Origin of the sequence: Actinoallomurus soli, from assembly GCF_024055715.1 — a bacterium.
Classification (GTDB): domain Bacteria; phylum Actinomycetota; class Actinomycetes; order Streptosporangiales; family Streptosporangiaceae; genus Actinoallomurus; species Actinoallomurus soli.
Window position 1 is genome coordinate 1 of sequence record NZ_JAMXMV010000024.1, and the last position, 17,986, is coordinate 17,986.

The 17,986-nt window shown below is 74.5% G+C and carries 11 protein-coding genes; 10 read left to right on the top strand and 1 reads right to left on the bottom strand.

Translation table 11 applies throughout. The features are described from left to right. Positions 1-191: 191 nt before the first annotated feature. The 10 genes from NDW01_RS36090 (at position 192) to NDW01_RS36130 (ending at position 17,049) form a co-directional block, all read left to right on the top strand. The gene (locus NDW01_RS36090) at positions 192-1,586 is read left to right on the top strand and encodes a cryptochrome/photolyase family protein (RefSeq protein ID WP_252828846.1); all 1,395 of its coding nucleotides are present in this window, start codon (positions 192-194) and stop codon (positions 1,584-1,586) included. Between the two features lie 9 nt (positions 1,587-1,595). After that, positions 1,596-2,378, top strand: coding sequence for an EI24 domain-containing protein (locus NDW01_RS36095; RefSeq protein WP_308211855.1), 783 nt, complete (start codon positions 1,596-1,598; stop codon positions 2,376-2,378). A gap of 102 nt (positions 2,379-2,480) precedes the next feature. Beyond that, a complete protein-coding gene (locus NDW01_RS36100) occupies positions 2,481-4,565 on the top strand; it encodes a hypothetical protein (protein ID WP_252828848.1) in 2,085 nt (694 codons plus the stop codon). Positions 4,566-4,675: 110 nt separating this feature from the next. Continuing rightward, the gene (locus NDW01_RS36105) at positions 4,676-6,877 is read left to right on the top strand and encodes an acyl-CoA dehydrogenase (protein ID WP_252828849.1); all 2,202 of its coding nucleotides are present in this window, start codon (positions 4,676-4,678) and stop codon (positions 6,875-6,877) included. Between the two features lie 18 nt (positions 6,878-6,895). Beyond that, positions 6,896-9,205 (top strand): acyl-CoA dehydrogenase, encoded by a 2,310-nt coding sequence (locus tag NDW01_RS36110; protein ID WP_252828850.1) that lies wholly within the window; start codon positions 6,896-6,898, stop codon positions 9,203-9,205. Between the two features lie 3 nt (positions 9,206-9,208). Beyond that, positions 9,209-10,903, top strand: a complete 1,695-nt coding sequence (locus NDW01_RS36115; protein ID WP_252828851.1) for a hypothetical protein — start codon at positions 9,209-9,211, stop codon at positions 10,901-10,903. Then, positions 10,903-11,034 carry a hypothetical protein gene (locus NDW01_RS43300; RefSeq protein ID WP_256513956.1) on the top strand — a complete coding sequence of 44 codons (132 nt, stop codon included), beginning with the start codon at positions 10,903-10,905 and terminating at the stop codon, positions 11,032-11,034. The genes NDW01_RS36115 and NDW01_RS43300 overlap by 1 nt, the downstream gene beginning before the upstream one ends. A 3-nt stretch (positions 11,035-11,037) precedes the next feature. Then, a complete protein-coding gene (locus NDW01_RS36120; protein ID WP_252828852.1) occupies positions 11,038-11,811 on the top strand; it encodes a glycosyltransferase in 774 nt (257 codons plus the stop codon). 22 nt (positions 11,812-11,833) lie between these two features. After that, positions 11,834-12,991: a glycosyltransferase family 4 protein gene (locus NDW01_RS36125; protein WP_252828853.1), complete on the top strand. Its 1,158-nt coding sequence runs from the start codon at positions 11,834-11,836 to the stop codon at positions 12,989-12,991. Then, a complete protein-coding gene (locus NDW01_RS36130) occupies positions 12,979-17,049 on the top strand; it encodes an alpha-(1->3)-arabinofuranosyltransferase domain-containing protein (protein ID WP_252828854.1) in 4,071 nt (1,356 codons plus the stop codon). The genes NDW01_RS36125 and NDW01_RS36130 overlap by 13 nt, the downstream gene beginning before the upstream one ends. Here the strand turns inward: NDW01_RS36130 and NDW01_RS36135 are convergent. After that, positions 17,018-17,944 (bottom strand): MBL fold metallo-hydrolase, encoded by a 927-nt coding sequence (locus NDW01_RS36135; RefSeq protein WP_252828855.1) that lies wholly within the window; start codon positions 17,942-17,944, stop codon positions 17,018-17,020. The genes NDW01_RS36130 and NDW01_RS36135 overlap by 32 nt on opposite strands. Between the last annotated feature and the right edge of the window lie 42 nt (positions 17,945-17,986).

Genomic DNA, 17,986 nt, shown 5'->3' on the forward strand with positions numbered 1-17,986 from the left:
CCCCTGTGGGGGCTTCGCCCCCAACACCCCCGCTGACGGTGGTCGTTGGCTGTCATTGCTTCCGATGGGGGCTGCGCCCTACGCCCCCCTCTGTGGGGGCTTCGCCTCCTACGCCCCCCTGACGGTGGTCGTTGGCTGGTCGCTGCGGGTCGGGGGTGTTCGGTCCGTGGGGGTGGGCATGGCCTTGGGTGATGTCGGTTGCGATCTGTCTGTTCACGGGTGACCTGCGGGTTCACGACAATCCGGTGTTGCGCGCGGCGCTGAGGGCGGCGGATCAGGTGGTGCCGCTGTTCGTCGTCGACGACGGGGTGCGGGAGGCCGGCTTCGCCGTACCTAATCGGGCGGCCTTTCTGGCCGACTGTCTCGCGGATCTGGACGGCGCGCTGCGTGGCCGGGGTGGTCGTCTCGTCGTGCGCCGTGGGGACGTCGTCGACGAGGTCGCCCGGATCGCCGAGGAGACCGGGGCCGGTGAGGTGCACCTGGCGCGGGACGTCAGCGCGTTCGCGCAGCGGCGCGAGGCGCGGCTGAGACGGATGCTGGAGGACTCCCGCCGGCGGCTGTGCGTGCATGACTCCGTGACCTTCGTGGTTCCGCCGGGCGCGCTCACTCCGGGGTCCCGCGGGCACTTCGCGGTCTTCACCCCCTACTACCGGAAGTGGGGCGACGTCCCCGTACGGGAGCCGCTGGCCGCTCCGGGCACGGTGCCGGTCCCGGCCGTACGGTCCGAGCGCCTGCCGTCGGGCGCGGAGCTCGCCGACGGCGATCCGTCGCCCGTACTGCCGCGAGGCGGCGAGGACGAGGGGCGGCGGCGTGCGGCCGCCTGGCTGGGCGGGCCGATCACGCGGTACGCCGACCGCCACGACGATCTCGCCGGGGACGCCACGTCCCGGCTGTCGCCGTACCTCCACTTCGGATGCCTGTCCGCCGTCGAGCTGACGCGCCTTGCCACCGCGGTGGGCGGCCCCGGCGCCGAGGCGTTCGTGCGGCAGCTGGCCTGGCGGGATTTCAACCGGCAGCTGCTCGCGGATCGGCCGGAGGCGGCGCGCGAGGACTACCGGCCCCGGAACGACCGCTGGCGGGCCGACGAGGCGCTCGTCGCGGCCTGGCGGGAGGGACGTACCGGATATCCCCTCGTCGACGCCGCGATGCGGCAGATGGCGCGGGAAGGCTGGATGCACAATCGCGGACGGCTGGTCACCGCGAGCTTCCTGACCAAGATCCTCTATGTCGACTGGCGGGTGGGGGCACGGCACTTCCTCGACCTCCTGGTCGACGGGGACATCGCGAACAACCAGCTGAACTGGCAGTGGGTGGCCGGAACGGGCGCCAGCACCCGGCCCAACCAGGTGATCGACCCGCTCGTACAGGCCCGGCGGTTCGACGGGCGCGGTGACTACGTGCGCCGGTGGGTACCGGAGCTCGCGGGGGTCGAGGGGGCCGCCGTTCACCGCCCGTGGCTACTGCCCGCGGAGGTCCGCCGGCGCCTGGACTACCCGGATCCCGTGATCGGTCTCGACGAGGGCCGCGAGCGGTTCCACCGGGCCCGTGCCGGGAGATCAGAGCCTCAGACCCTGTTCGAGCTCTAATGTGGGCGCGTGCGAGATTCGATCATTGGCGTCCGGTATTTCCTGCGGGGCATGGCATGGGTCGCGCGGCGGCCGCGGCAGTGGCTGTTCGGCCTGATTCCGGCTCTGATCGTCCTCGCGGTCTACGTTGTCGCCCTCGTGTTCCTGGCCAATTACGACTGGGACCTGGCGAAGGCGATGAGCCCGTTCGCCGATCACTGGTCGAAGGGCGCCCGGGATGCCACGCGCGGGCTGATCGCCGTCCTCCTGTTCGGGGCCGCGGTCATGATCGCGATCGTCACGTTCACCGCGGTGACCCTGATCGTCGGCGATCCCTTCTACGAGAGCCTGTCCGGGAGGGTGGAGGAGAGCGAGGGCGGCCATCCGCCGGAGGTCCGGGTCCCGCTCCTGCGGCAACTCACGCGGGCGATCGCCGACGGGATCGTCGTCGGGGCGGTGACCACGCTGTTCGCCGTGCTGTTCTTCGTCCTGGGCCTTCTTCCGGCCGTCGGCCAGACGGTCGTCCCGGTCATCGCCGCGTTCGTGTCGGGCTACTTCCTGACGTTCGAGCTGACGTCGATCGCACTGGAGCGGCGCGGCGTACGGCGGCGCGAGCGGTTCGCCCTCCTGCGCCGCCATCGGGGGCTGTCTCTGGGTTTTGGAGTTTCCGTATTCGTGACCTTCCTCATTCCGCTCGGTTCCGTGTTGGCGATGCCCGGTGCTGTCGCCGGCGGTACGCTGCTGGCGCGCGAAAGGCTTGTGGGACCGGGGATTCCGCCAGATCAGGGCGCTATTGCCGGCACTCCGGCCTGAGACGGACGTCACGCCGCCGCCATGCCGCGGCTAACAAGCTGTGGCCTGAGCGTAATTAGTGTCCGAAGCGAGAAATGTTGATCTTCACGTAACCTGTGCGGCATGTCTGATCAGGGGAGCGCCGGGCAGTGGCGTCCGGCGAACAGCCACAGCGGCCCGTACTCCGAACCGGATGAGCCGACAGGCCCGCTTCCCGAAGTCAGCGGACAGGACTCCGCGGCGTCGGGTGGCCCGCCTGCGAACGGCCGGTCCGGTTCCTGGTCCAGTGACGACGACGCGCCGACGGGCGGGTTCCCCGCCGTCTCGGCGCCGGAGCAGGCCCCGAAGGCGATGCGCCGGGAGCGCGCCCCGTTCGAGCCCGCCGATCCGGGAGCCGGTTCCGCCGGCGGCTCCGCCGGGCCCGGCGCGCCCGCCGGTTACGACGGCTTCGGCGCACCCGCCGAGTACGGCAACGGCGCGGCCGGTGAATACGGGGCCGGCCCCTCCGGTGGGTACGGCAACCGTGCGGCCGGCGAGTACGGCAACGGTTCGGCGGCCGAGTACGGCAACGGCGCGGCCGGTGAGTACGGAGCCGGGTCGTCCGCGTCGACGCACGGGTCGTCCGCCGAGACGAGCGGTTCGTTCCCGGCCGCGGGGTCGTTCGGCACCGAGCCGCCGGCCGAGCCGGAGATCTCGTCCGAGCGGACCACGGCGTTCCCGTCCGTGCCGGTCCCGGAGGAGGACACCCCGTCGTTCGGCCGTGGGACGGCGGAGACGTTCTCCGGCGCGGCCGAGCCCGAGTTCACCGGCTCGACGCAGTCCTTCGAGTCCGAGGCCCCCAACGTCGCGCCGTACGACGCGCGGGACGCGGCCTACGGGTACGAGGTGGCGGACCCGTCGTTCGGTTACGGGGCCGCCCACCCGGCGCGGGAGGCCGACACCGGATCCGATGCGCCGGCCGTGAGCCCGGGGCCGGCGTCCGAGCCCTACTCCTTCGAGTCCCTGCTCGGTCCGGTGGACGGCGTCGCCGGTCCGGAGGCGCAGGGTGGTCCCCAGGCGTACGGCGACGCGGCTCCGCCCCGCCCGTACGGTGACGCGGACCGGCCGCAGCCTTATGGCGACGCGGCCCCGTCCGGGCCGTACGGCGATCCGGGCCCGACCGGGCCTTACGGCGGGGCGGTGCCGCCGCAGCCGTACGGCGGTCCGGGGGCGTTCGCCGGTGCGCCGGGAGGCATGCCTCCCGCGGGCGGGCCGGTGCCGGCCGAGGACCAGGCCGCCGAGAACGACTTCTTCTCCCACGACGACGACCCGGCGCTGTGGAATAAGCCGCTCGGCCCGACCGGCCCGGTGCAGCCCGGCAAGCCGAGCAGCGGCAACCTGCGGCTGCCGGAGTGGATGCGCGAGCAGGAGGGCGGCGACGGCCACGGGGGACTGACGGCTCCGCCGAGCGACGGCTTCGAGGACGAGGGCCGGTCGAAGCGGCCGCTGCTGGCCGGGCTGGGCGTGCTCGTCGTCGGCCTGCTCGCGGCGGGCGGCGCCTACTTCCTGAGTTCGCACGGCGGTTCGGACAAGCACGCCGAGGCCGGGTCGGGTCACGCGAAGACCTCCCCGGCGAAGGCGAAGTCCAAGCCGAAGACGGGTCAGCCGGCGGACTCCCAGCCGGAGAAGCCCCTCACGCAGTTCAAGGGCGCCCACACCAAGCCGGTGGGGCGCATCGCCGACGCGCACGCCGGCCTGTCGTACCCGAAGCTCGGCAAGCCCTGGCAGATGCAGACCCAGAAGGGCGCCATGGCCGAGCTCGGCTTCAGCGCCGGGCAGTACGCGGTGACCGAGCCCAAGCGCTGGGGCCGGCTGCTGAGCGCGCAGCTGGGCGGTGCGAACAAGGACGCCTACACCGGGCCGGGCAGCGAGCGCGCCGCCGCGACCCAGGTCGCCGACTACTACGAGAAGCGGATGTACGGCTACGCGCACAAGAAGCGGGTGCTGGCCTCGCAGTCGCTGACCGTCGGCGGTCACAAGGGATGGCTGGTCGGCTACTACCTGACCTACCACCAGTCGAAGGTGAAGACGACCGGGGAGATCTTCACGGTCGCGGTGGTCGACACGGGCAAGAAGGCCCCCGGCGTGGTGCTGATGTCGGTGCCGAACACCGCCAAGAAGCTCTGGCCCGACGTCGACTACGTCATGCACTCGATCAAGGTGTCCTGATCCGGTCCTCGGTCCCCGAGAGCCGTGTCACATACCGAATCCCATTCCAATCGGCGTCCGCGGCCATCTAAGGTAGGCCGCAACGGGACGTTGCGGGATGAGGTGGGGACATGGCGATCGGGCTGACCGAGGAGCACGAGGCGCTCGCCGACGCGGTGCGCGGCTGGGCGGAGCGGTACGCGTCCGTCGGCGTCGTACGCGCGACGCTCGACGCCGAGGAGGAGGGCCGTCCGTCCTTCTGGGCCGGCCTCGCCGAGCAGGGCCTGCTCGGCCTGCACGTGCCCGAGGAGCACGGCGGGCAGGGCGCCGGGCTGCTGGAGCTCGCGGTCGCCCTGGAGGCCCTCGGCCGCGCCGTCGTCCCCGGCCCGTTCCTGCCGACCGTGCTGGCCAGCGCCGCGCTGTTGCGCGCCGGGCAGGCGGGCAAGGCGCACTCCGAGCTGCTGCCGGGCCTCGCCGACGGCTCCCTGATCGGCGCCCTGTCCCTCACGAGCGGCCTCACCGGCCGCCGTACGGACGACGGCCTGACGATCAGCGGCACCGCCGAGCCGGTCCTGGGCGCGGGGCTCGCCGACGTCATCGTGCTGCCGGTCGCGGTCGACGACGCCGAGGAGTGGGTGGCCCTCGACGCCGCCGGGCTCACCGTCACACCCGTCAAGAGCCTGGACCGGACCCGCCGCGTCGCCCGGGTGTCCGCGGAGGACGTCGCCGTTCCGGCCGACCGCGTCCTGACCGGCCTCACCGGCCGGGAGGTCCGCGACCTGGCCGCGCTGCTGCTCGGCGCCGAGGCCGCCGGTCTCGCCGACTGGTGCGTGACCACCGCCGCGGAGTACGCCAAGGTCCGCGAGCAGTTCGGCCGCCCGATCGGGCAGTTCCAGGGCGTCAAGCACAAGTGCGCCCGGATGCTGATCGACCTGGAGAAGGCCCGCGCCGCCGTCTGGGACGCCGCCCGCGCCGCCGACGACCCCGCCGAGGAGGCCGGCTTCGCGGCGGGCGTCGCCGCCGTCATCGCGCCGGACGCGGCGCTGCGCTGCGCCCGCGACTGCATCCAGGTGCTCGGCGGCATCGGCTTCACCTGGGAGCACGAGGCCCACCTGTACCTCCGCCGCGCCTCGACGCTGCGCGTCCTGCTCGGCCCCGGCAAGGAGTGGGCCGGCCAGGTGGCGCGGCAGGCGCTCGACGGCGTACGCCGCGCCGTCGAGGTCGAGCTGGACGAGGACACCGAGCCGCTGCGCAACCGCATCCGCGCGGAGGTCGAGGAGCTCGCCGCGATCACCGACGACGGGGCACGCAACGCGAAGATGGGCGACGAGGGCTGGGTGTTCCCGCACCTGCCCGAGCCGTGGGGCAAGGCCGCCTCCCCGGTGGAGCAGGTGCTGATCCTCCAGGAGCTGCGCGCCGCCAAGGTGAAGGGACCGCAGCTCGGCATCGGCGCGTGGGTCGTGCCCTCGCTGGTCACGTACGGCACGCCGGAGCAGCAGGAGCGGTGGCTCGCGCCGACGCTGCGCGGCGAGATCGTGTGGTGCCAGCTGTTCAGCGAGCCCGGCGCGGGCTCCGACCTGGCCTCGCTGCAGATGCGGGCCGAGCGGGTCGAGGGCGGCTGGCGGCTCACCGGCCAGAAGATCTGGACGTCCCTGGCCCAGCACGCCAAGTGGGCGATCTGCGTCGCCCGCACCTCCGTCGAGCCGCGCAAGCACGACGGCATCACCTACTTCCTGGTCGACATGAAGGCCGAGGGCGTCGACGTGCGGCCGCTGCGCGAGCTGACCGGCGACGCGATGTTCAACGAGGTGTTCCTCGACGGCGTGTTCGTGCCCGACGACCAGGTCGTCGGCGAGGTCGGCCAGGGCTGGAAGGTCGCCCGCAACACCCTCAGCAACGAGCGCGTGCAGCTGTCCAGCGGGCAGGGCCTCGGCGCCGGCACGCGGGAGCTCCTGAACTCCTTCCAGGGCAAGGACCTCATCACCCCGCCCACCCTGATCGAGCTCGGCCGGCTGCTCTGCGAGGGCCAGGCCATCGACCTGCTCGGCCTGCGCCTCACCCTCAAGCAGATCTCCGGGCACGAGCCGGGCGCCGAGGCGAGCGTCCGCAAGCTGCTCGGCGTGCAGTTCAACCAGGAGGTCGCGGACTTCATCTGGGAGTCGCAGGGCGCCGTGGCGGTCGAGGAGGAGCCCGGCCAGGCGACCGGTATCTGGGCCCGGTACATGCTGTTCAGCCGCTCGATGACCATCTACGGCGGCACCACCGAGGTGCAGCTCAACGTCATCGCCGAACGCATGCTCGGCCTGCCGCGCGACCCGGAGCCGGGCAAGTAGCGGTACGGGGAGCGTCCGATGGGAATCGGGCTGACCGAGGAGCACGAGGAGCTGGCCGCGAGCGTGCGCCGCTTCGCCGAGCGACACGCGCCCCGGGCGGTGGTCCGGGACGCCGTCGCGGACGAGGCGGCGGGGGCGGTGGGGCGAAGCCACGGGGGCGGAAAGCAGGCCGGGGCCGCGTACTGGACGGAGCTCGCCGGACAGGGGCTGCTCGGGCTGCACGTGCCGGAGGAGCACGGCGGGCAGGGCTTCTCGGTCCTGGAGCTCGCGGTGGCCGTCGAGGAGATGGGCCGGGCGCTGGTCCCGTGGCCGTACGTCCCGACCGTGCTGGCCAGCGCGGTCATCGCCGCCGCCGACGCGCCTGCGGCCCATCGGGAGCTGCTGCCCGGCCTCGCCGAGGGCTCCCTGACCGGTGCGGTGTGCCTCGCCGCCGGGCTGACCGGGCGGCGGACGGACGACGGCCTGGTCGTGGGCGGCGGTGCGGAGCCGGTCCTCGGCGGCCCGGCGGCCGACGTCCTCGTTGCGCCGGTGACCCTCGACGACGGCGAGACGTGGGTCGTCCTGCGCCGCCGGGAGTTCGACACGGAGGCGCCGGACGCCCTGGACGCGGTACGCGGGGCGGCGCGCGTCGCGTCACACGACGCGGTCGTGCCGGCCGGCCGCGTGCTGACCGGGCTCACCGCGCGCGACGTACGGGCCCTCGCGGCGGTCATCCTCGGGGCCGAGGCGTGCGGGGTGGCCGCGTGGGCGGTCGAGACGGCGGCGTCGTACGCGCGGACCCGCGAGCAGTTCGGGCGGCCGATCGGGCAGTTCCAGGGCGTCAAGCACCGGTGCGCCCGGATGCTGATCGAGCTGGAGAGGGCCCGCGCCGCCATCTGGGACGCCGCCCAGGCCGTCACCGCCGGGGACCAGGTCCCGTACGCCACCGGCGTCGCGGCCGTCGTCGCCCCCGACGCGGCCGTGCGCTGCGCGCAGGACTGCATCCAGGTGCACGGCGGCATCGGGTACACCTTCGAACACGACGCCCACCTGTACTACCGGCGCGCGCTGACGCTGCGGGCGGTGCTGGGCCGCGCGGCGGACCACCGGGCGTCCGTCGCCGGGCTCGCCCTCGCCGGGGAGACGCGGGAGCGCGACCTGGACCTGCCGCCCGAGGCCGAGCCGCTGCGGCGGGAGATCCGGGAGCGCGTCGCCGAGCTGGCCGCGCTCGACGGTCGCGAGCGGATCAGGGAGCTGGCCGCCGCCGGCTGGGTGCAGCCGCACCTGCCCCGGCCGTGGGGCCGGGACGCCTCACCCCTCGAACAGGTCGTCATTCACCGGGAGCTGCGGGCCGCCGCGATCGAGGGCCCCTGGCTCGGCATCGGCGCGTGGGTCGCGCCGTCGCTGGCCGCGTACGGCACGCCGGAGCAGCAGGAGCGCTTCCTGCCCGCGACGCTGCGCGGCGAGATCGTGTGGTGCCAGCTGTTCAGCGAGCCGGGCGCGGGCTCGGACCTGGCCGGCCTGCGCACCCGCGCCGAGAGGACGGAGGGGGTGGCGGGGCGAAGCCACGGGGGTGAGACACGGGGGGTGGCGGGGCGAAGCCACGGGGGTGGGACACAGAGCGGGTGGCTCATCTCCGGGCAGAAGATCTGGACCTCGCTCGCCCAGCACGCCCGGTGGGGGATCTGCCTCGCCCGCACCGACCCGGACGCGCCCAAGCGCGAGGGCATCACCTACTTCCTGGTCGACATGGCCGCACCCGGCGTCGAGGTGCGGCCGCTGAGGGATCTCACCGGCGCGGAGGTCTTCAACGAGGTGTTCCTCGACGAGGTCTTCGTGCCCGACTCCCTCGTGGTCGGCCCGGTGAACGCGGGCTGGAAGGTGGCGCGGGTCACGCTCACCGCCGAACGCGTGAACCTGTCGACCGGCTGGCAGCTCGGCGCGGACGTGCCCCGGCTGCTGGACCTGGTCCGCGACCTCGGTCTCACCGGCGACCCGGTCGTCCGCGACGGGGTGGGCGGGCTGGTCGCCGACGCGCACGTGTTCGCGCTGCTCGGCCTGCGCGCCACGCTCAAGCGGCTGTCCGGCGTGGACGCCGGCGCCACCGCGAACGTCAGCAAGCTCGTCGGCATGGAGCACGGCCAGCGGGTCACCGAGTACGGCTTCGGGCTGCTGGACGCCGAGGGCGCGCTGATCGGCCCGCCCGGCGCGGGCCCGCGCGCGGAGTGGACCAGGCTGCTGCTGGCCTCCCGCGCGATGACCATCGGCGGGGGCACCACCGAGGTCAACCTCAACGTGATCGCCGAACGCCTCCTCGGGCTGCCCCGGGACCCCGAACCAGGGCGATAGCGCGTGACCCGCGGCTCCGTCGTCGCCGCCGGGACGGGGCTGGTCCTGGGGCTGCTCGCGCTCGGCCCCGCGCTGGCCCCGGGGTTCACGCTCGCGTACGACATGGTGTTCGTGCCGCATCCGGTGTTCGACCGGGAGACGTTCGGGCTGGCCGGGATGCTGCCCCGGCACGTGCCGAGCGACGCGGTGGTGACGACGCTGGCCCAGGTCGCGCCCGCGGATCTCGTGCAGAAGACGATCCTGCTGGCGATCCTCGTGATCGCCTGCGCGTCCGCCGCCGCGCTCGTCCCCTCCGAGCGGCTCACGGCCCGGCTGGCCGGAGGCGTCGTCTACGCCTGGAACCCCTTCGTCGCCGAACGGCTGCTGCTCGGCCAGTGGGCGCTGCTCCTCGGGTACGCCGCGCTGCCCTGGGTCGTGCGGGCCGCCGCGCGCGGGGAGCCCCGGCGGCTGGTCCTCGCGCTGGTGCCGGCGGCGATCGGCGGGTTCGCCGCGATGGCCGTGTCCGGGCTCGTCGTCCTCGTGATCGGCCTGCACCGCCCGCGCCCCGCCGGGAGGTCGGTCGGGGTCGGTCGGTCGGGGGTAAAACGCCTGCCGTGGTCGCTCGGGGCGCTGCTCGTGATGAGCCTGCCGTGGCTCGTGCCGTCCGTCGCCCGGTTCTCCGGGGTCCCGGCGGACCCGGCCGGGGTGGCGGCGTTCGCCGCCCGCGCGGACACGCCGTTCGGCGCGCTCGGCAGCCTGCTGCTGCTCGGCGGCGGCTGGAACGCCGAGACCGTGCCGCCCGGGTACGGCGCCGCCGTCACCGCCGTGCCCTGGTTGTGCGTGGTCCTGCTCGCCCTGGTCGCGTACGCGTGCCGGGGGCGGGCGGCCGGGACCGGGGGGCTGGGCGTCGCCGCGCTCGCCGGTCTGGTCCTCGCCTCCCTCGGGGCGGTCATGCCCGGCCTGTTGCGGTGGGCGATCGGGCTGTGGCCGGGGTTCGCGGTGCTGCGGGACGGCCAGCAGTACGTCGCGCCGCTCGCCGTCGTCGTCGCGGTCGGGGCCGGCCTGGTCGTCGACCGCGTCGCGGGAAGGCGCCCGGAGCTCGCGGCCCTGGCCCTCCTGGTCCCGGTGGCGCTGCTGCCCGGCCTGGCGTGGGGCGCGGGCGGCCGGCTCGCGGCGGTGCGTTATCCGGCGGACTGGTCGCGGGCGCGTGCCGTCGTGACGGCCGAGCCCGGTGACGTGCTGGTCCTGCCGTGGGAGGCGTACCGGACCTACGCCTGGAACGGCGGGCGCCGGGTCCTCGATCCGCTGCCCCGTCTCCTGCCCGGGCGGGTGATCCTGAACGACGCCGTACGGGTCGGGACGGGCGGGCGCCGGGACCTCCGGATGGCGGTGGAGGACCCGAGAGCACGGGCGCTCGACCCTCTCGTCCGCTCCGGCGCGCCGCTCACCGGCGCGTTGCGCGCCCGCGGCGTCCGGTACGTCGCCGTGGACGCGCCGGAGGAGTTCGCGGCCTGGGCGGGACGCCTGCCCGGCGCGGAGCGCGTCGTCGCAGGACCGGACCTCGTCCTCTATCGCATCCCCGGTGCCACCCGGAGCAGAGAGACGCCGATTTCGCAATGGCCTATTGCAATAGCGTGGTTCACTACTTTTGCGGCACTTGTCTGGTCAATCAGGCTACCGGTCGGTAGCCTCTTCGCACTGTCGTCGAAGGAGCCATGATGCGGATCGCCGTCGCCATGCTGGCCGGAATCGTGCTGGCCCTCCTCACCTCGTTCGGCGTCGTGCGCGTCATCACGACCTCCCAGCAGGACCCGGTCGTCAAGCCGCTGTACAACTACGGCACCCGGTGAACCGTGCACCCGGAGTGCCCGCCCGCCCCCGCGCTGGACGTCGTCATCCCCGCGCGCAACGAGGCGGGGCGGCTCCCGTACGGCCTGGAACGGCTGTCCGCGAAGCTGGCCGGACTGCCGATGTGCGCTTCGATCGTCGTGGTGGACAACGCCAGCACTGACGCCACCGCGCTGATCGCCGCCACCTGGTCCGGGCCGGTGCCCGTGCGGCTCCTCCACTGCCCGGTGCCCGGCAAGGGCGCGGCGGTCCGGGCCGGGCTGCTGGCCACCACCGCCCCGTACGTCGGGTTCTGCGACGCGGACATGGCCACCGGCCTGGCCGCCCTCGACCGGGCGCTGGCCCTCCTGCGGGCGGGACACCAGGTCGTCATCGGCTCGCGGCGGCACCCCGGCTCGACCGTCGAGGTGTACGGGCACCCCCTGCGCCGCGTCGGCGCCCTCGCCTTCAACCGCCTCGTCCGCGACCTCACCGGAGGCGTCGCCGACACCCAGTGCGGGTTCAAGTTCTTCACCGGCCCGCTGGCCCGGGCCGCCGCCGCCGACCTGCGCACGCCCGGCTTCTCCTTCGACGTGGAGCTGCTGCTGCACTGCCGGCGCCGGGGCGCCGAGCCCGTGGAGATCCCCGTGGTGTGGCGCGACGTCCCGGGATCGACGTTCTCCGTGCGGCGGCACGCGGCCGGCTGCCTGCGTGACCTGGCCCGCATCCACGCCGACGCCCGGCACCTCACGGCGGCACGGCGCCCCCGCGCCGTCGCCGACGAGCTCGGAGCGGGATGAGCGGACCTGAGCGGGGGCGCAGATGACCGCCGGGCGCGAACTGCGTACGCTCGCGATCGTGAACTGGCGCGACCCCTGGCACCCGGAGGCCGGCGGGGCGGAGCGCTACGCCTGGGAGATGGCGCGGTGGTTCACCGCGCGCGGGACGCGGGTGTGCTTCGTCACGGGGCGGGCGCCCGGACAGGTCCGGCGCGAGCGCGTCGATGACGTCGAGGTCGTGCGCCTGGGCGGCCGGTTCGGCGTCTATCCGCGGGTGCTGGCCTGGATGCTGTGGCACCGGCGGGCGTTCGACGCCGTGCTCGACTGCCAGAACGGCATCCCCTTCTTCACCCCGTGGGTGCTGCCGCGCCGCGTGCCGGTGCTGTGCGTCGTCCACCACGTGCACGACGAGCAGTTCGGCGTCTACTTCCCGGCGTGGCTGGCGCGGGTCGGTAGGTTCCTCGAAGGGCCGGTGGCCCGGTGGACGTACCGGCGGCATGCCTGCGTCGCGGTGTCCGCGTCGACGGTGACCGCCATGCGGGAACGCCTCGCCTGGACCGGCCCCATCCACATCGTCCCGAACGGCGTCACGCCGCCGGGGACGATCCCGGAGCCCGCGAACGGCGAGCCGGAGCTGGTGTGCGTGAGCAGGCTCGTCCCGCACAAGCGCGTCGACCGGATCCTCGACGTCGCCGAACGCCTCCGCGTCCGGATCCACGTCATCGGGCGCGGGCCCGAAGAGGCCCGGCTGCGGGCCCGGATCGCCGCGCGCGGCCTCTCCGATCTGGTCGTCCTGCACGGTTACCTGCCGGAGGAGGACAAGAACGCGCTCGTCGCCCGCGCCCGCCTGCACCTCAGCGCCTCCCGCGGCGAGGGCTGGGGCCTCAGCGTCATGGAGGCGGCGGCGCTCGGCGTGCCGACCGTCGCGTACGACGTCGACGGGCTGCGCGACGCCGTGGTCGACGGCGTGACCGGCCGTCTCGTGCGCGACGGCGAGGACCTCGCCGACGTCGTCGAGCGGGAGCTGAAGGAGCTGACCGTGCCGGAGCGGCGCCGCGAGACGGCCGCCGCCTGCCGGGCACGGGCGGCCGAGTTCACGTGGGCGCGCAGCGCCGAGCGCATGGCGGCGCTGCTCGACGCCGCCGTACGGCGCGGGACGGCGCACGGCCTGGGAGATCAGTCGTTCGCATGGCCGCGCTGACCCGCGTCGAACCGTCCCCCGACACCGAGCCGTACCGCCTCGACGAGCGGCTGCGGGACCGCCTGCGGACGTTCCTGTGCTGTGCCCTGCTGACGCTCCTCGCGACGGCGACCCGGCCGGGCCGGATCGTCGCCGACACCAAGATCGACATGGCGGTGAACCCGCTCGGCTTCCTCGGCCGGGCGCTGCACCTGTGGGACATCGAGCAGTTCGGCCAGTTGCAGAACCAGGTGTCGGGCTACCTGTTCCCGATGGGCCCGTTCTACGCGCTCGGGCACCTGGCCGGCATGCCGCCGTGGATCGTCCAGCGGCTGTGGCTGGCGACGCTGCTGTGCGCCGCGTTCCTCGGCGCCCGCCGACTCGCCGGCCGCCTCGGGATCGGCACGCCGGCCACGCGGCTGCTCGGCGCCCTCGCGTTCGCGCTGGGCCCGCACGGCCTGGCGTCCCTCGGCACGAACTCCTCGGAGTACCTGCCCCTGGCGATGCTGCCCTGGATGGTGCTGCCCCTGGTCACCGCCGCGCACGGCGGCGGCCGGGTCCGCGCGGCGGCCCGGTCGGGCCTCGCCGTCGCCTGCTGCGGCGGCATCAACGCCACGGCCGTCCTCGCCGTCCTCGTCGTCCCCGTCCTGTACGTGCTGACCCGGAGCCCACGGGGACGGCCCCGCCTGTTCCGCACGCGCCTGCTCGCCTGGTGGGCGGTCGCGGTCGGCTGCGCCACCGCCTGGTGGTCCGTGCCGCTGCTCCTGCTCGGCCGGTACGCCTACTCGTGGCTGCTCTACACCGAGAAGGCCGTCACCACGACCGCGACGACCGGCCCGGCCAACGTCCTGCGGGGGGCGGAGCGCTGGCACGACTTCCTCGTCGTCGACGGCCGGCCCTGGTGGCCGCTCGGCCATCTCCTCGCGACCGCGACGCTCCCCGTCCTGTGCACCGGCCTCGTCGCCGCCCTCGGCCTGGCCGGTCTCGTACGCGCCCGGCTCCCCGAGCGGACCTTCCTCGTCCTCGCCCTGCTGACCGGCCTCGTCGTCATGGTCGCCGGGCACGCGGGCCCGCTCGCGCCCGCCGTACGGGACCTGATCGACGGGCCGCTCGCCCCGCTGCGCAACCTCTACAAGTTCGACGGCCTGGTCCGGCTGCCGCTGGCCCTCGGCCTGGCGCACCTGCTGTCGGCGCCGTTCCCGAGGCGGAGGTGGACCGCGGCCGGAGCGGCGGCCGCCCTGGCCGGGGTGATGCTGTCCGCGCTGAGCACCGGCCTGTCCGCCGACGGCGATTTCGCGAAGGTCCCGCAGTACTGGCGCGAGGCCGCCGCCTGGCTCAACGGGCGCGCCGGAGACCAGGGCGTCCTGGCCGTCCCCGGCGCGCGCTTCGGCGAGTACCTGTGGGGCCGGCCGATGGACGACATCGCCCAGCCGCTGCTCAACGTCCGCTGGGGCGAACGCCAGCTCGTCCCCGCCGGTTCGGCCGGCTTCACCCGGCTGCTCGACGCCATCGACCAGCGGATCACCACAGGCCGGGGCTCCGCGGGGCTGACCGAGGTGCTGGGCCGGATGGGCGTCCGGTACCTCCTCGTCCGCAACGACCTGCGCCGCGACGACCTGCGCGGCGCCTGGCCCGCCCGGGTGCACCAGGCCCTGGACTCCTCGCCCGGCATCCGGCGGGTCGCCTGGTTCGGCGGCGTACCGGCCGGATCAACGCTGCCCGACGACGCCGTGGGCTCCCCGGACCAGCCGTACGCGCCCGTCGAGATCTACGAGGTGGCGGGCGCGGACGACGCCGTCGGCCTGCTCGACGCCGACCGGGCCCTGCGGCTGTACGGCTCGCCGGAGGCCCTGCTCACGATGGCCGACGACGGACTGCTCGACGACCGGCCCGTCCTGCTCGGCGGCGACGACCCCAAGGCGGCCGGCCGCCCCGTCGTCGCCGACACCCCGCGCAAGGTCGAACGCGACTTCGGGGAGCTGCGCGGCCACACCTCGCCCACGCTCACCGCGGCCGAGAGGCGCGGCGTGCCCGCGACCCGGCGGGACATCCTCGAACCCGGCTGGGACCGCTACTCCACCGTCGCCGCCTACACCGGAATCAAGGGGGTCACGGCCTCCTCCTCCGCGTCGGACATCACCTCGCCGGCCGAACTCGACCAGCCCGGCGCGCTCCCGTACGCCGCCGTGGACGGCGACCCGCGCACGCGGTGGGAGAGCGGCGGCTGGAGCGGCCCCGTCGGCCAGTGGCTGCGCGTCGACTTCGACCACCCGCTGACGCCCCGGAACGTCACGGCGGCGTTCGCGCAGGACGATGGCCTCGGACCGCCGCCCGGTGAGATCGCCGTCGAGACCGAGACCGGCCGGGTCGTCCAGCGCGTCGCCCGTACCTCCGCCGCCCAGCCCCTGCGCGTCCCCGCCGGGCAGACCCGCTGGCTGCGGATCCGGATCCGGTCGCTCACCGCCCGGCCCGCCGTCCCCGCCGCCGCCCGCGTCGCCGTCTCCGAACTGCACGTCGACGGCGTGCGCGCGGGCCGCGAGTACCGCCTGCCGGCCGTCCCGGCCGGCGCGACGGTCGTCATGTCCCGCACCTCGGACGCGACGCCGGCCTGCATGCAGGGCTCGGTCCGCTGGGTCTGCTCCCCGTACTTCGAACGCCGGGGCGAGGAGCCGTACGCCTTCGATCGCGTCTTCACCGCCGCCCGCACGGGCACCGCCAAGCTGACCGGCACGGCCGCCCTCACCGGCCCGGACCTGATCCAGCGCTACACGAGCACCGACCCCCGTCTGAAGGTCACCGCGAGCTCGACCCTGACCGGGGAGCCCGCGACGCTGCCCCGGTCGGCGTTCGACGCCGACCCCGCGACGACCTGGGTGCCCGCGACGGGGGACCGCGCGCCGTGGCTGTCGCTGTCCTGGGGCCGCACGGTCAAGGTCGGGCAGATCACCGTGAAGCGCCCGGCCGGCGCGGCGTTCCTCACCCAGCTCCGCGTGGAGGGAGACGACGGCCAGTGGCGCGAGGCGCCGCTCGACGACAAGGGCCGCGTCTCGTTCAAGCCGATGCGCACGAGCCGGCTGACGCTGCGGTTCTCCGGCCTGCCGCAGATCACCGACGTGACCGTGCCGGGCGTCGAGCCGTTCCGCACGCCGCCCGGCGCCCGCGTCCCGCTGCCGTGCGGCTTCGGCCCCCGCCTGCGGCTGAACGGCGTGGACGTGCCGACCAAGGCCACCGGTACGTACGCGGACCTCCTGCAGGGACGGGCGTTCCGCTTCCAGGCGTGCCATACGGTCACGGTTCCGGCGGGGGAGGACCGGCTCGGCTCGGCGCCCTCCGACGCCTTCCGCGTCGACTCCGCCGCGCTGGCCCCGCCCGGCGCGACGGCGACCGGGGACGACGAGCCGTCGCCCGTGACCGTGACGCGGTGGACCTCCGAACACCGGGAGGTCGAGGTCTCGGCGCAGCGCGCGTCGTACCTGGTGGTCGACGAGAACGACAACGCCGGCTGGCGGGCGACGATCGGCGGCCGGACGCTGCGGCCCGTACGCATCGACGGCTGGCGCCAGGCGTGGGCCCTCCCGGCGGGCACCGTCGGCACCGTCCGCCTGTCCTACACCCCCGACCGCACGTACCAGGCCGCCGTCCTCATCGGCCTGAACTTCCTGGTCATCCTGGTGATCGCGGCCCTCTGGCCGTCCCGCCACCGCCCCGCCGACCCGGAGCCGCGGCCGGAGGCCGCGCGGGGGAGATTCCGCGCGGTCACGGTGCTGGTCCTGACGGCCGGCGCGGCGGCGGGCATCGGCTACTGGACCGGCGGCCTCGTCCCGGCGGCCCTGACGGCGGCCGCGGCGGTCGGATTCGCCGTCGCCCCGGCGCGTACGCGGCTGGGCGCCGCCTGGCTCCCGGCGGCGATGATGCTCGCCGCGACGGTGTCCCTCATCGCCGGCCTGCGCCTGGAGGCGGCACAGACCACGTCGGCGCGTCTGTTCGCCGAGACCCTGCCGCAGCTCCTGTGCGTGCTCATCGTCGCCCGCCTGATCGCCGCCTTGGTCAGGCGGCCGCGAAGAACGCGCGGACGGTGAAGCCGATCCACTCGGGGTTCGCCCAGGTGCTCCAGCGGGCGCGGGCCTCCCGGTCGAGCCGGGCCACGGTCTCCTCGACGGGCACGCCGGCGCTCCTGAGCTCGGCGACGCGCTCGCGGACGTGGGCGAGGTAGTCGCGCACATCGTGGATGAGCCCGAGGTCGGTGACCTCGCCGTGCCCGGGCACCACCGTCCGCGGACCGATGGCCGCCAACGTGTCGAGGACCTCGATCCAGCGGCCGCAGTCCACGTCGACGTCGTACGGCGGCATGTAGGGCGCGATGGGGAACATCCGCGTCTCGATCAGGTCCCCGCCGAAGAGGACGGCGTCGTCGACGAGCACCGTCTGATCGCCCACGGTGTGCGCCGGGCCCCACTCGCGCAGCACTGCGGTGCGCCCGCCGAGGTCGATCCGCGCCTCGCCCTCGTAGGTGACGTCGGGGTCCACGAACTCGACGTCCGCGAGTTCCGCGGCGACGCGCTCGCCCAGCCCTTTGAACATGTCCAGGTAGGCGGCGCCCTTGCGCCGGAGCTCCTCGTGCTGCACCCGGTTGTAAATGATCGTGGCCGCGCCCTGGAACGCCTGCGCGCCGAACCCGTGCTCGGGATGGAAGTGCGTGACGGTCAGGTACAGCCGCCGGTCGCCCGCCAGCCGCCTGGCCTGGTCGAGCACGTACGCGCCGTTGCGGGGGCCGACGCCGGTGTCGATGACGAGAGCGGCGCGCTCGCCGACGACGATGCCCACGTTCGGCACGATCGGGACGCGCCCGTCCGGGATCACGAAGACGCCGTCGGCGACCTGGACGGGCTCGCCCCGCACGATCGGCGCCGGCGCGGAGCTGATGTCGGGCGGCGCCTGACCTGCGGCCGCCGAGGGGGAGTCGGGAACGCTCATCGGAAGGCTCCAATCTGAGCAGTGTTCAGTTCGTACTGCGAA

Excerpts from the sequence above, each read along its gene's own strand:
- NDW01_RS36090 (WP_252828846.1), top strand. The coding sequence starts at position 192 with ATGTCGGTTGCGATCTGTCTGTTCACGGGTGACCTGCGGGTTCACGAC.
- NDW01_RS36100 (WP_252828848.1), top strand. The coding sequence starts at position 2,481 with ATGTCTGATCAGGGGAGCGCCGGGCAGTGGCGTCCGGCGAACAGCCAC.
- NDW01_RS36105 (WP_252828849.1), top strand. The coding sequence starts at position 4,676 with ATGGCGATCGGGCTGACCGAGGAGCACGAGGCGCTCGCCGACGCGGTG.
- NDW01_RS36110 (WP_252828850.1), top strand. The coding sequence starts at position 6,896 with ATGGGAATCGGGCTGACCGAGGAGCACGAGGAGCTGGCCGCGAGCGTG.
- NDW01_RS43300 (WP_256513956.1), top strand. The coding sequence starts at position 10,903 with ATGCGGATCGCCGTCGCCATGCTGGCCGGAATCGTGCTGGCCCTCCTC.
- NDW01_RS36125 (WP_252828853.1), top strand. The coding sequence starts at position 11,834 with ATGACCGCCGGGCGCGAACTGCGTACGCTCGCGATCGTGAACTGGCGC.
- NDW01_RS36130 (WP_252828854.1), top strand. The coding sequence starts at position 12,979 with ATGGCCGCGCTGACCCGCGTCGAACCGTCCCCCGACACCGAGCCGTAC.
- NDW01_RS36135 (WP_252828855.1), bottom strand. The coding sequence starts at position 17,944 with ATGAGCGTTCCCGACTCCCCCTCGGCGGCCGCAGGTCAGGCGCCGCCC.